Source organism: Pseudoflavonifractor sp. An44, from assembly GCF_002161675.1.
In the GTDB taxonomy this organism is placed as follows: domain Bacteria; phylum Bacillota; class Clostridia; order Oscillospirales; family Oscillospiraceae; genus Enterenecus; species Enterenecus faecium.
In genome coordinates, this window is sequence record NZ_NFIH01000020.1 from 17464 (window position 1) to 30076 (window position 12613).

General features: G+C 49.5%; 13 protein-coding genes and 3 tRNA genes. 7 read left to right on the plus strand and 9 right to left on the minus strand.

What is annotated here, in order from left to right; genetic code table 11:
- Positions 1-39: 39 nt before the first annotated feature.
- A tRNA-Ala gene (locus B5F98_RS09510) sits at positions 40-115 on the minus strand.
- Positions 116-658: 543 nt separating this feature from the next.
- On the opposite strand from B5F98_RS09510, the gene B5F98_RS09515 reads away from it, so the two are divergent.
- Positions 659-734, plus strand: a tRNA-Ala gene (locus B5F98_RS09515).
- A 147-nt stretch (positions 735-881) separates the two neighbouring features.
- Here B5F98_RS09515 and B5F98_RS13115 read toward each other — a convergent pair.
- The 3 genes from B5F98_RS13115 to B5F98_RS09530 form a co-directional block, all read right to left on the minus strand.
- Positions 882-1772 (minus strand): IS3 family transposase, encoded by an 891-nt coding sequence (locus B5F98_RS13115; protein ID WP_242961645.1) that lies wholly within the window; start codon positions 1770-1772, stop codon positions 882-884.
- Entirely contained in the window at positions 1769-2464 is a 696-nt protein-coding gene (locus B5F98_RS13120) for a helix-turn-helix domain-containing protein (RefSeq protein ID WP_087371866.1), read from the minus strand. The genes B5F98_RS13115 and B5F98_RS13120 overlap by 4 nt, the downstream gene beginning before the upstream one ends.
- An 89-nt stretch (positions 2465-2553) precedes the next feature.
- Positions 2554-3033 carry a hypothetical protein gene (locus tag B5F98_RS09530; RefSeq protein WP_206418112.1) on the minus strand — a complete coding sequence of 160 codons (480 nt, stop codon included), beginning with the start codon at positions 3031-3033 and terminating at the stop codon, positions 2554-2556.
- A gap of 297 nt (positions 3034-3330) precedes the next feature.
- Here B5F98_RS09530 and B5F98_RS09535 point away from each other — a divergent pair, with 297 nt between their 5' ends.
- The 6 genes from B5F98_RS09535 to B5F98_RS12795 all read left to right on the plus strand — a co-directional run bounded on the left by B5F98_RS09535 (position 3331) and on the right by B5F98_RS12795 (position 7661).
- A complete protein-coding gene (locus B5F98_RS09535) occupies positions 3331-3531 on the plus strand; it encodes a helix-turn-helix transcriptional regulator (RefSeq protein ID WP_087371868.1) in 201 nt (66 codons plus the stop codon).
- Positions 3532-3613: 82 nt separating this feature from the next.
- Positions 3614-4396 (plus strand): hypothetical protein, encoded by a 783-nt coding sequence (locus B5F98_RS09540; protein ID WP_206418115.1) that lies wholly within the window; start codon positions 3614-3616, stop codon positions 4394-4396.
- A gap of 6 nt (positions 4397-4402) precedes the next feature.
- On the plus strand, positions 4403-6823 hold the full coding sequence (locus tag B5F98_RS09545) for a DEAD/DEAH box helicase (protein WP_087371872.1): 2421 nt from the start codon (positions 4403-4405) through the stop codon (positions 6821-6823).
- An 87-nt stretch (positions 6824-6910) separates the two neighbouring features.
- A tRNA-Ala gene (locus tag B5F98_RS09550) sits at positions 6911-6992 on the plus strand.
- Positions 6993-7112: 120 nt separating this feature from the next.
- The gene (locus tag B5F98_RS13000) at positions 7113-7289 is read left to right on the plus strand and encodes a hypothetical protein (RefSeq protein ID WP_158099831.1); all 177 of its coding nucleotides are present in this window, start codon (positions 7113-7115) and stop codon (positions 7287-7289) included.
- A gap of 111 nt (positions 7290-7400) precedes the next feature.
- Positions 7401-7661, plus strand: coding sequence for a hypothetical protein (locus tag B5F98_RS12795; RefSeq protein WP_143482778.1), 261 nt, complete (start codon positions 7401-7403; stop codon positions 7659-7661).
- Positions 7662-7699: 38 nt separating this feature from the next.
- On the opposite strand, the gene B5F98_RS09555 is transcribed toward B5F98_RS12795, so the two are convergent.
- The 5 genes from B5F98_RS09555 to B5F98_RS09575 form a co-directional block, all read right to left on the minus strand.
- Complete coding sequence (locus B5F98_RS09555) at positions 7700-8173, minus strand: TspO/MBR family protein (RefSeq protein ID WP_087371876.1); 474 nt, start codon at positions 8171-8173, stop codon at positions 7700-7702.
- Between the two features lie 96 nt (positions 8174-8269).
- Positions 8270-8686, minus strand: a complete 417-nt coding sequence (locus B5F98_RS09560) for a YbaN family protein (RefSeq protein WP_087371878.1) — start codon at positions 8684-8686, stop codon at positions 8270-8272.
- Between the two features lie 4 nt (positions 8687-8690).
- Positions 8691-9035: a nitrous oxide-stimulated promoter family protein gene (locus B5F98_RS09565; RefSeq protein ID WP_087371881.1), complete on the minus strand. Its 345-nt coding sequence runs from the start codon at positions 9033-9035 to the stop codon at positions 8691-8693.
- The gene (cydC, locus tag B5F98_RS09570; protein WP_087371884.1) at positions 9035-10687 is read right to left on the minus strand and encodes a thiol reductant ABC exporter subunit CydC; all 1653 of its coding nucleotides are present in this window, start codon (positions 10685-10687) and stop codon (positions 9035-9037) included. Before cydC ends, B5F98_RS09565 begins: the two co-directional genes overlap by 1 nt.
- A complete protein-coding gene (locus tag B5F98_RS09575) occupies positions 10684-12420 on the minus strand; it encodes an ABC transporter ATP-binding protein/permease (protein ID WP_087371887.1) in 1737 nt (578 codons plus the stop codon). The genes cydC and B5F98_RS09575 overlap by 4 nt, the downstream gene beginning before the upstream one ends.
- Between the last annotated feature and the right edge of the window lie 193 nt (positions 12421-12613).

Below are 12613 nucleotides of genomic sequence, written 5' to 3' on the forward strand. Positions count from 1 at the left end.
GAAAAGAAAAAGTCCTGAACGCAGATGCGTTCAGGACTTTGGTGGAGATAAGCGGGATCGAACCGCTGACCTCTTGAATGCCATTCAAGCGCTCTCCCAGCTGAGCTATACCCCCGAGTTGTTATTTCGTTTTTGCGGCGGTCTCTCGCGCCGACAAAAATGAGTATATCAGAGAGGGGGTGGTTTGTCAACAAGAAATTTCAAAAAATCTAAAAATTTTTTCTTGGCTCTTTGTGCCTCTTGTTTTCGGCCTCGTGTGCCCCGGAAACAACGTGGCCAGGGGGGACGCACAGGACAGTCTGGGGGAAGCCTGCACAGCTGGCCACGCACCAGAGAGTTGCCTGCATGAAGAACTACTTCTTGGGAGCAATGCCATACGCGGACGGATACCCGTATGATGTCTGATTCTGATTATTATTATAGAGGTATATGAACAGCGATGTTGGGTCTATTTTAGCTTCTGCAAAAAAATCTGAAATTTTCTGAAAAAAGCCCTTGACTTTTCTTACACCCCCTGTTATACTAACACTCGTTCCGCAGGGGACACGACAAAAAACAAGTACAACCTGGGGGTATAGCTCAGCTGGGAGCCCGGTTGAAGCGGTTACACACCCCTCAGAAAAAATGAATAAGAAATACTCAGCACACCCTTTTATTTGGGGGTATAGCTCAGCTGGGAGAGCGCTTGAATGGCATTCAAGAGGTCAGCGGTTCGATCCCGCTTATCTCCACCAAACTTTGGTGTGCTGAGTATTCTTAGATAACCTGCTTCATACGAAGCAGGTTTTTTCATGCCTGTTCCTGAACTGCTCCCCGTCAAGAGGACAGTGAAAAAATATAAAGTTTTCCCGGCCAGTAGCCTATGTGCTGCTGGCCGCTTTTTATGCAGCGAGATACAGCTCGTGCTTCTCCATCGGCGTCAGCACGCCCAAGTTGCGCTGTACTCTCCTGGTGTTGTAGTAGTGGATATAGTGTTGAATCATCTGGACAAGTTCTTTCTTACTGGTAAATCGTCTGCCGTAGTAACGCTCCCGCTTTAAGATGCCCCAGAACCCTTCCATGGGGCCATTGTCAATGCAGTGGGCCACACGGGACATACTTTGTGTCATTCCTGCCTGCACAAGCTTGTGGTGGAAGGTTCGGTTGGTATACTGAAACCCTCTGTCACTGTGGAACAAGGGGTGAGCACCAGGATTGGCCTTCACAGCCTTGTCAAAGGTCTTGAATACAAGAGGATTGTCATTGCGATTCCCCAGCACAAAGGCCACAATGCGCCGGTCATAGAGATCCAGAATAGCGCTGAGATAGACCTTGTGTACTTCAGTTCCCTCATACCACTTAAACTCGGTCACATCGGTCAGCCATTTTTCATTCGGCTTTTCTGCATAGAATTGGCGATCCAACAGGTTTTCAGCTAGATACTGAGGATTCTTGGCCCGTCTGGTACAGCCGTGATTGCTGTACTTCACGGTAGAGCGAATATCTCTGGCCCGGCAAATGCGCAGCACTCTCTTGTCGTTGACGTGGATGCCGTAGTCGTGGCGCAAGTCATCGTTCAGCCTCCGATAGCCTTTGTCTGGGCTCTCGGAGTAGATTTTCTCGATCTTATCCGCCAGTTTCTCGTTTTCCGTAGCTCTGCGGCTCAACTTTCCAGAAGCCCATTTATGATAGGCAGAACGAGCGACATGGAGCAGTTTACACGCCACCTCAATGGGGTGCCCCTGATTTTCATGGCACTCCTGAATGGCTTTATAAGTACGACGCTGCCTCACTTCTTCCAGGCCTCTCTCCTCTCGATCTCGTCCAATTTTTTTAGCAGTGCATTCTCCATTTCCGCCAGATATAGCTTGTGCTTGAGTTGCTCAATTTCAATTTGGGCTTTTTCCAGTTCGGTGCGAGGAGTTTGGTCTTTCTTCCGGCGGCCCCGCCGATCCTCCAATCCTGCTTCTCCCATCTGTTCAAACCGAAGAGTCCAACTCCGAACCTGTTGATAGCTAACCTGGTATTTCAAGGCCATTTCTCCGTAATTCTTTCCACTGGCAATGCAATCCTTAACAATTTGGATACGCTCTTCCTGCGTGGTTTCCCGTCCTTGCTTCATGTAGCTTCCTCCTCCTGAGTGTTTTACGGAGTTGAAATCTCCATGAGCATTATACACCTTTATCCAATCCCTGAGCTGTGCACGATTCCCAATATGATATTTTCTGCAAATATCTGCCAGACTTCCTATGCCAGACAGATAATCCTCCACGGCCTGCCTCTTTAACTCCGGTCTGTACACATGGTTTTTGCGCGATAGAAATGCATCTACCCCATCTGCCTCATAGTTGCGTATCCATTGATTGACTGTCTCACCTGAAACCTTGCCTCTCCGAGCCGCTTCACTTATGCTGATCTGTCCCTTGAGATAATCTCGTATAATCTTGATCTTTTCTTCTACACCTAACTTTTGCTTCCTTGGCATGACAATGCTCCCTCCATGATTGACAGTGTTTTATTTCACTGTCTCTCATAGAGGGAGCATATCACCCTTTTGGGAGCGGGCTTTTTGTTTTATGCGGCAATCGTCACAATGTCCAGCCCTTCACAGAACTGTGTAAAGTCAATGTTGAAATCAATGTGCAGCTTGTAGTCACGGTATACCTCTACCCGCTTTATCAAACAGCTCACGATCATTTTCTTTGCCTCTATGCTGGCTGTATCGTACATTTCTGCCCATGAGATGATGTCGTTATACTGCGTGTTCAGCGAAGCCATCACCGCTTGTCCTTCGTCATAGGCCGCTTGCGCTGCCTCCAAATTCTCTTGGAGCTCTCTGCATTTCGCTTCGGCCTCGGCAATTAGAGAGTTTAACAGCTCTTTAGAGAAGCTACTCTCTCCACGGATGGTCTTGATGACTTCGCCTTTCAGCGTTTCGAGGTCTGCGGCAGCTTTGACATACTCGGATCGAACACTGTGGAGCAGGCTTTTCCGCTGCTCCATCTTCTCACGGTAACGGGCGCTGACAATCTCGCTTTTGGGAATTGCTTTCATGCGCTCAAAGATTTGGCGCACCAGCTTATCAATGATACCGTCAAGGATCTGCCATAAGCACTTACCTCCTGTTTTTGGGCGTAAAAAAAAGGGCTCAACTTTTCAGTCAAGCCCCCGTGGGTAGTTCCTCCTTTCTCCATTGAATTTACTAAGATATAAAAAATGCCGCCCATAGCCTCGGTTGGGCGGTACTTTGTATAAGTGTTTGAACGCTAACATTTGTTTGAAATATCGACTTCACATGATATAATAAAAATAATGAAATGCTAGATTAGATAATAATGAGGTCAAGAGATTATGGCTGTAAGCTACAAAAAATTATGGAAGTTGCTTATTGATCGAGATTTGAAGAAAAAAGATCTCGAAGAAATGGCCCAAGTAAGTCACTATACGATGAACAAATTAACGCATGGAGATAATGTCACCACCGATGTGCTGGGGCGCATTTGTAAAGCATTAGGGTGCTCTCTGGATGACATTATGGAATTTGTAGATTAGCAAATAGGATGATTTAGTTAGCAATACAGAAAAGCATTGTGTTCTGCAACTGATTGGATAAGGAGCAGAAAGGAGGACGGTCATGATTCCACTTGCTTTTACAGAGCATACCATCTCTTCAAAGATGGTTCTTACAATTATTGATATCGATGATATTACTGAACCAATCAAGGAAGTTCTTGATAAAAACTTTGTCTTGATCTGTGAAGGCAATTCAGGATCAGATTTGGCTACCGTTAAGACCCATGTGAAGAATTTATTTTCTACCAAACAACAAGATTGGATTATGGGAGCCACGGCCGAATTTTTTGTTCATCTGTATATTCGACTAACTGGTTATAAACAAGAATGCTTATTTTTAAATTTGGAAGAGAACTCAATAAAAAAGGGGTTTGACGGATATTATTCCAAAAATAACATCGAATGGCTAATGGAAAGCAAGGCTGGATCGATAGAATCAAAAGACATATCATATTCGGGAAAAGTTACATTGGCTATGAGTGATCTTTCCGCAAAGATTTCAGGCCGCGACAAAAGCGGAAAAAGAGGACTTCCCAATAATCCCTGGAGAGAGGCTTATGCGCATGCAAGCCAGTATGACGTTGGTACTGCAAAGGAAATTCGTAAAAACATTAAAAAGCTTTCTGACGACTTTACCAATGGGAAGTTTCGTTCGATTGAAGAATTTAACACTATGCCCTGTGGAACGATTTTTTTGTCGGGAGTTTGGAAACAACCCAATCATGACAGTATATTGAAAGATATTGAAAGCATAGCGGATAAGTTAAAGGGCGAGAAAGTTCATGTGATCTGCGTAACGCATCGTTCAACAGACATCTTCATGCGCTATATTGGCTTGAGGTAGAGTAATATGGATGATAACAAACTAATTCAAGATCTAAAAGCACTTCCGTTTTATCACTCGGCAATGGAGAAGTTAACCGTTAGCCCAGATCGGCTCGATGAAAACGAGAAGTCCTTTCTATTGACCGTAGCCATAATCCTTTTGAGAAAATATGAAAGAGATCGTCGGCTTACATCATTTGTTGAACTTGGTTATTCCATCATCTTAAAATATTCTTTATTTTTTGGCGATTATGCCCCTCTATATGATTTTAGTGTCAACATTGGATACTATCCAATAGCCCAAGCTATTACTGAATTTAAGCAGCTACAATTCTCTGATATCGCAGCATCAGTTATTCCCACTCTAATTAATGAAGGGTTCAAACATGACAATCTTATAGAAACATTTAGCCAAAAGCATACTCGAGATGAGATTCTTAACAGCAAAAGTAAAGATATATGCTATGTTGCCCCCACTTCTTTTGGTAAAAGCAGTATAATACTGGACCATATTGCTACGAAATGGTCCGTTTATAAACGTTTTGCCATTATTGTACCTACAAAATCTTTGCTCATGCAGACATATAGAGCTGTTCGGGATAGAAATTTTGATGCGAAAATAATCATACATGATGAAATGTACAACCATGAGGAGCGCTTTATTGCTGTATTAACACAGGAACGAGCTTTGAGGCTTCTTGATAAACATGACATATTTTTCGATTGCCTGTATATTGACGAAGCGCACCGCCTCTTGGAACGAGATTCTCGTTCAATATTACTTTCCAGACTTATAAAACTTAATCGAAAAAGATGGCCAAATTCGGAAATAGTTTATCTATCACCTCTGATAACGAATGTAGATAATTTGAAAATGGACACCTCTCAAGAGATTTTTGAACAACGCATTGCATTTAATATTAAAGAACCAGAATATTTCGAATATTGTACAAGTGGTGTTGTTCAGAAATACAATCGCTTTATTGACGAGTTTTTTCCTGTTGATATTTATATTAATATGTTTGCATACATTACTCTTAATGCCACAAAAAAGACATTTTGCTATTTGTATGCCCCCAGAAAAATCGAACAATTCGCAGATGAACTCGCACAAATAAAAGATCAGATTGAAATAAGTGACACGTTAAATACCGTGATTACAAATCTTAAAGAATATGTACACTCCGATTTCTACGCAATCGAATATCTGAAAAAAGGCATAATCTATTTACATGGGAAAATGCCGGACAATGTAAAAGAATATTTGGAATATCAGTATTCACAAATTCCGGAACTTCAATATATTATTGCGAACAAAGTCATTTTGGAGGGGGTAAATCTTCCAATTAATTCACTTTTTATTCTTAGCGGAAGGAACTTGCATGAAAAAGATCTTATTAATTTGATTGGCCGTGTAAACAGGTTAGATCAGGTTTTTTCATCTCCCCCAAAACTGGAAATGCTTATACCGCAAATACATTTTGTTAATAGCGATAAGTATAACCGAAAGCATGGAAATTTAGGAAACAAAATGCGCTTATTAAAGAGCTCAGTATTTGCGGATAAGGTAAAGAACCCTATTCTCACAAATTTTGATTTTGATGAAGCTGCGGAAAAAGGTGGCATTGAAAAATGCAAGGAGATTATCGAGAGCGAAAACACCTTTTTCTCAATAGCTGATGACCCTGTGCAAGAGTTAAAGCGTAAAATGATTTCTCTTGGAATGAATTCTATTTTTTCTCTTTCGGATGAACTATGCCAGATGATTTTAAATAGAATCGACCGAGCTAAAAAGTATCCACGATTACATGAAATTCACTTTTTAGATCGACTCCGTTCTATTTTTATTATTGATTTTTCTGCAAGTATTGTTGATGAAGAATTTGCTCGATTAATAAACGATAAGGCCATTGCTTACTATAAAATGTTTTTTGATAGCAGAAAACAATCGCTTAATGAGAATATAGCTCGAGAAATTCGATACTTTAAGCAAAGAATTGCAAACGGTGACAGTTTAATGTATATCGGAGAAAGCTATGGTGAATTACCGTATCAAGCAACTGGCCGTAGTGCTTACCGAAATGTTTATATTGATTTATCCAAGAAGTCAGATCGTCAATTAGCTAACATTGCTATTGTTAAACAAAAAATGGAAGAAGATTTCGTGAGCTTTAAACTTCGAATGTTTTTTCAGCTAATGTTTGACTATTCCATCCTTGACGAAGAAGAGTATCATCGAATCTTGTATGGCACAACAGATAAGAAGAAAATTTTTCTTGTAAAAACCGGACTGACAATCAATCTAATAAATCGGTTAGAAAGGGATGACCAATTAAAGAATATCACCTTTAACAAATATGGAAATTTAATTACAAATGAACTGTTTGCAGATTATCTACGGCATGCTGATGATTTTTATCGCTTTGAATTAAGTCGTTTCCTCTAATGTGTAGTGAAAGACTTGTCTATAACAGCGTTTTGCCGTTCTTTCTGTTGTTTGCGTATTGAAGCGCACCTTCTAGGCCCTGGTTACGGGGGTATGTAACCGATGGGCTCAGGAGAGCGCTTGAATGGCATTCAAGAGGTCAGCGGTTCGATCCCGCTTATCTCCACCAAAAAGACCTGAAACCAAACGGTTTTAGGTCTTTTACTTTTTCTCTGTGTGTTGCATCTGGATAGGCTCCATGCTATCATGATAATAACAAGAGGAACGGAAAAAGCACGAGGTGATAAAGATGAAGCATTTGAAACGATTCCTGTTGCTGCTAATTGCGTTGGTTGTGGGCGCTGGACTGGGCCACATCCTGTTGTCGGAATTTGAACCGCTGCGGCTGATTGCTTTTCTTGTGCTGTGTTTGGCTTTGGGCGAACTATTCTATCAGATTGATCAAAGAATGCAAGAGCAATCGTGAGCGTGGGGAGCCGTTGCATCTGACAAACTCTTTACCGTACCTGGGTGGCTCTGTTTACCTGTGCGTGCTATGGTTTCCTTATCCGATGCCATGGAGAGAGGAAGCCGGAAGATGAAAAAGCTACAAATGTGGGATTTGACCTCTGCACTGGTGTTTTTGATGGGGGCCGTACTGTTTGGCGTGCCCTGTTTTCGGTATGAGGTGGTGACACCGCTATCTGGGCTTGGTGCTTTGGTTGCGGTAGTTGGGGTGATTATGGGGCTGGTGAAGGTGCGTTGCCCGTGTTGCGGGGCTTTTCTTGGTGCTCTGGTGTCTCCTAAACGTCCCTTTTGCCCAAGGTGTGGGCGCAATTTAGAAAAAGTGCTGAGATAAGAAAAGCTCTGGAACCCTCAATGGGTCCAGAGCTTTTTTCATCGGTTGAGCCAGAAAATCCCCAAGTTGAGATACCCGGCAAAGGCAACCCACGCCAGATAGGGCAGCATCAGCCAGAACGTGCGGCGGTCCAGGGCGGAAAATTGCAGGGTGGTGAGGAGAATGAGGCACCACAGCAGCACCAGCCAGAAAAAGGACACCAGATACAGCCCCAGGTTGAAAAAGAGGATGGACCACAGAAAGTTAAACCCCAACTGAATGCCGTAGAACGTCAGGGCCCGCTTGACCAGCTTTTCTGGGTCCTGGGACCGGACCACTAAATAAGAGGCAATCCCCATCAGCACAAAGAGCACCGTCCACACCACGGGAAACAGCCAACCCGGTGGGGAGAGAGGCGGCTGGTTGAGGGCCTGAAAGTCCTCCATGGCGCCCCGGGTCACCCAGCCGGACAGGCCGCCCACCGCCAGGGGGATGCCAATGCACAACACCAATTGACGTAGTTTGTGACTCATTCCCAGCACCTCCGTTGCGGCTATTGTATGCTGCGTCGGGGAAAATTATGCGAACAAACACCCCGTGAACCGTTCTGTGGTCCACGGGGTGTTGCGTTAAGCCTGAGAGGCGGTTTCGTCCAGCTTGCGGTAATGCTCCGCCTGGGCAGGGGAGAGGGTCTTGATGCCGAAGATAAAGAAGAGAATGTGGAACAGCCACACACAGCCCAGGACGATGCGGCCCACCGGGACGCTGCCCATCATGAAAAAGCCGATGGACATCACTAAGGTGACCGTGACCATGATGCGAAGCTTGGTGCTCCAGGTCATGCCACGGCCTTTGGCAAAGCTCTCCAGATTGTTTTTATACAGCTTGGTGGAGGTGAACCAGTTGTGCAGCCGCTGAGAACTGCGGGCAAAGCAGAAGGCTGCCAGCATCAAAAAGGGAAAAGCGGGGAGCAGGGGCAGCACAGCGCCAACGGCGCCCAGTGCCAAGGCAATACAGCCAAATAGGATATAGAGCACTTTTTTCATGGTATCATCTCCTGTTTTGTCTTTGTTTCTCTCTGGAACTCTCCCACACGTGGCGCAGGGCCAGAATGGGGTGGTGGAGGAGCATCCGGGGCCCGGCGTAGCGCATGACCTGCCGGATTTGCTGGGCCATGTCCTTCCGGTAACAGTGCACCTTGCAGTTGGAGCAGAAGGTTTTCGTCTCCATAAAGGGGCATTTGTCGCTGCGCTCCATGGCGTAGTCCTTCAGCGCCTGACACTGGGGACACAGCTGCCCGGTGTGGGTGTGGTGAACGCCGTGGCAGTAGATGGAAATCATCTGCCCCACCACCTTTTTCTCCCGCAGGCGTTTGTTCTCCACAGCGGAGGCCATCAGCTCACCCTCCCATGCTCCACCGAGTGCACCTCGTCGGCAATGCCCATGGTGGACCGGCGGTGGCTGACCAAAATCACCGTGCGCTGGTCCCGCTCTCGGTGGAGGGAGCGGAGAATTTCCGCCTCGTTGAGGCTGTCCAGATTGCTGGTGGGCTCATCCAGCAGCAGGAAAGGGGCGTTGTGGAGGAAGGCCCGGGCCAGTCCCAGCCGCTGCCGTTCGCCGCCGGACAGGGTGTCCCCCAGTTCTCCCACCGGGGTATCGTACCCCTGGGGCAGGGTGAGGATGAAGTCGTGGATGGAGGCCTTCTTGCAGGCCTCCTCCACCTCTTCTCGGGTGGCGTCGGGGCGGGCCAGAAGAATGTTTTTCAAAATGGTGTCGTGGAATAGGTCGGTGTCCTGGGTCATGTACCCTTGCATGGAGCGCAAATCGGAGGTATTGATGTTCCGCACGTCCCGGTCCGAAATGGTCACCTCTCCGCTCTGGCGGTCCCAGAACCGCATGAGCAGCTTTAAGAGGGTAGACTTGCCCGAGCCGCTGCGGCCCACAATGCCCACCACTTTCCCCTTGGGAAAGTCCAGGGTCAGACCGTCCAGAATGGTCTCACCGCCGTAGGAGAAGGTGAGATCCTCGCAGGCGGCCCCGTGGAATCGGGTGGCGGACTGTCCGGACACCTCTTCCACCACCGGGGTCTCGTCCAGAATGTCCAGCACCCGCCGGGCGGCGGCAAAGGTGCTCTGGAGGGTGGCGCCCAGGTTGGCCAGAGCTACCACCGGGCCAAAGGAGGACATGAGAGTAATGAGGGGAATGAGCACCCCGCCAAAGTTCACCTGTCCCTGTTCCAGCAGCACCAGCCCCAGGGCCAGCAGCGCCAGGTCGTAGAGCCAGATGACGGTGTGGGTGACGGCGGTGTTGGTGCCGGTGATACGGCTCATGTCCTGCTGCACCCGGCTCAGATCGTCGGTGCGGCCCTCCAGCTCACCAAGACGCTGGGCCTGGCCGTGGTACTGGATGGTCTCATCCACCCCCCGCAGGCTGTCCAGTACAAAGGCGGACAGCTGCCCCGCCTTCTGGCGCATCCGGTTGCCGGTATCTCCGGAGCGGCCAGAGGCCAGCACGGGGAGGAGAATACCCACGGTGGCATAGGCCAGCAGAGCCAACACCCCGTAGGCCCAGTGAAACCAAGCCAGGAAGGCGGCGGTGAGCAGGCTCATCACCAGGGCGATGGCGGCCGGGGAGATGGTGTGGGCGTAGAACACCTCCAGCAGCTCAATGTCGGAGGTGATGACCGAGATCAAATCCCCCTTGTCCCGCCCGTCCAGCTTGGCAGGGGCCAGGCGGCGCAGGGCGGCAAATACCTTTTGGCGCAAAATAGCCAACAGTTTAAAGGCAATGTAGTGGTTGCAGGTCTGCTCTCCGTAGCGGAACACCCCGCGCAGCAGGGCACACAGGGCGGCGACCAGGAAAATCAAGGGCAGGGTGTCCTGGTGGTTGAGGACGGAGAGAATGCCCACGCCGCCCAGCACTGGGATCAAAGTGGCGGCGATGAAGCCCAGCACCCCCAGGGTGATAGCCAGGAGCATTACCCCGGTGAGGGGGCCCACCAGCGTGATGAGGCGGGCCATACAGGATAGATTGCTGCGGGGTTTCATGCGGGTACCTCCTCTTGGTTGAATTGTTCCAGCTCTTGCTGCTGGTCCCACAGCCGGGCATACAGCCCGCCTCGGTCCAGCAGCTGCCGGTGGGAGCCGTGCTCCACCACCCGACCGCCCTCCATGGCGTAGATGACGTCCGCCCCGGCCACATTGGCCAGGCGGTGGGAGATGACCAGCACCGTGTGGGTGCGGGAGAGACGGTGAATCTGGTCCATGATCTCGTTTTCGCTGTCCACATCCACGTTGGAGGTGGCCTCATCAAAAATATACATGGGACTGTCGTGGAGCAGTGCCCGGGCCAGGGCCAGACGCTGGCGCTGGCCGCCGGAGAAGTTGCTGCCGCCCTCCTGGAGCTTGGTGTCCAGCCCCTGCTCGCTGTGAAGGAAGGGGGCCAGATTGACCTGCTCCAGCACCGCCCACAGCTCGTCGTCCAGCGCCTCCGGACGGGCCAGCAGCAGGTTGTCCCGCACCGTGCCCTTAAAGAGATAGCTTCGGTGTCCGATGTAGGTGCAGTGGGCCATGAGGCTGTCCTCGGACAGGGAGGACAGCTCCTTGCCTCCCAACGTGATGTGTCCTCCATAGCCCCGGTTGCGGCCCATGAGCAGGGCGGACAGGGTGGACTTGCCGCAGCCGCTCTCGCCCACCACGGCGGTGAGGGAGCCGGGGGTGATGGTCAGATCCACCCCTTGGAGGATGGGCCGCTGGCCGTCATAGGAGAACGTGACGCCCCGGCACTCCAGGGTGGGATTGCCCTCCACGGATTCAGCAGAAGGGGCGGGCACCTCCAGGTCCAGCAGGGCGTAAATCTTCTGGGCTGCTGCCATGCCGTTCATGGCCACGTGGAAGAAGCTTCCCAGCAGCCGCATGGGGAGGAAGAACTCCGCCGACAGCAGGATGATGGCAAAGCATCCGGCAGGGGTGATGTGCCCCTGGGACAGCTGCATGAGGGCCAGAATGGCCCCCAGAGCTGCCCCGCCATAGGCGATGAGGTCCATAATGACAATGGAGTTGAGCTGCATGGTGAGCACCTTCATGGTCACCTTGCGAAACTCCTCCGCCTGCTGAGCCATTTCCTCCTGACGAGCCTCATCGGCCTGATAGATTTTCAAGGTAGTCAGGCCCTGGAGATTCTCCAAGAAGTGGTCGCCCAGACTGGTGTACTTTCCCCAGTACTTGGCCAGCAGCTTTTTGGCAAAGGTCTGCACCGCCGCAATGGCAATGGGGATGAGGGGCACGCACACCAGCAGCACCACGGCACACATCAGACTGATGGGGGCCAAGAAGACAAAGAGGGTCACGGGAGCCAGCAGGCTGTAGAAGAACTGGGGCAGGTAGGAGCCAAAGTAGATCTCCAGCTGGTCCACTCCTTCCACCGCCACCTGAACCACCTGAGCGGTGGAGGTGCGTTGGCGGTAGGAGGCCCCCAGGGTGTACAGCTTGTCAAATAGAGCCCGGCGCAGGGTGGATTTCACCTGCCGGGAGGCCAAATGGCTCATGCGGGCGGCGGCCCGCAGGGCAAACCACCGCACCACCAGAGCAACCAGGGCAATTCCTCCCGCAAAGGGGAGACTGGAGGATACCGGGCGGCCCTCCAGCAGCTGTCCCAGGAGCCAGCCCAGGGTAAACACCAGGGCGGCATTGGCCACCATGGAAATCCACTGGCAGGCCACATTTCCGGCAATAAATTTTTTGCTGTCCGGCACCATGCCCAACAGCCGTTTGTCCATCATCATGGGAATCTCCTCTCCTTTGAATTAGCTCAGGCTAACAGAAATGAAAAAAGAAAGTTAGCAAAAGCTAACGTTTTGTGCAAAAAAGAACAGGGCGAAGTTACCCTATGCAAACTATAGCACATTCCAGGCGGTGGTGCAAGCAGAAAATGGGGGGAGGGCATAGGATGAAGGGGGAAACCCCTGGAAGGAG

Bases quoted from the DNA above. Each gene is read 5' to 3' on its own strand.
- B5F98_RS13120 (WP_087371866.1), bottom strand. From the start codon at position 2,464: ATGCCAAGGAAGCAAAAGTTAGGTGTAGAAGAAAAGATCAAGATTATA.
- B5F98_RS09530 (WP_206418112.1), bottom strand. From the start codon at position 3,033: ATGAAAGCAATTCCCAAAAGCGAGATTGTCAGCGCCCGTTACCGTGAG.
- B5F98_RS09535 (WP_087371868.1), top strand. From the start codon at position 3,331: ATGGCTGTAAGCTACAAAAAATTATGGAAGTTGCTTATTGATCGAGAT.
- B5F98_RS09540 (WP_206418115.1), top strand. From the start codon at position 3,614: ATGATTCCACTTGCTTTTACAGAGCATACCATCTCTTCAAAGATGGTT.
- B5F98_RS09545 (WP_087371872.1), top strand. From the start codon at position 4,403: ATGGATGATAACAAACTAATTCAAGATCTAAAAGCACTTCCGTTTTAT.
- B5F98_RS13000 (WP_158099831.1), top strand. From the start codon at position 7,113: ATGAAGCATTTGAAACGATTCCTGTTGCTGCTAATTGCGTTGGTTGTG.
- B5F98_RS12795 (WP_143482778.1), top strand. From the start codon at position 7,401: ATGAAAAAGCTACAAATGTGGGATTTGACCTCTGCACTGGTGTTTTTG.
- B5F98_RS09555 (WP_087371876.1), bottom strand. From the start codon at position 8,173: ATGAGTCACAAACTACGTCAATTGGTGTTGTGCATTGGCATCCCCCTG.
- B5F98_RS09560 (WP_087371878.1), bottom strand. From the start codon at position 8,686: ATGAAAAAAGTGCTCTATATCCTATTTGGCTGTATTGCCTTGGCACTG.
- B5F98_RS09565 (WP_087371881.1), bottom strand. From the start codon at position 9,035: ATGGCCTCCGCTGTGGAGAACAAACGCCTGCGGGAGAAAAAGGTGGTG.
- cydC (WP_087371884.1), bottom strand. From the start codon at position 10,687: ATGAAACCCCGCAGCAATCTATCCTGTATGGCCCGCCTCATCACGCTG.
- B5F98_RS09575 (WP_087371887.1), bottom strand. From the start codon at position 12,420: ATGATGGACAAACGGCTGTTGGGCATGGTGCCGGACAGCAAAAAATTT.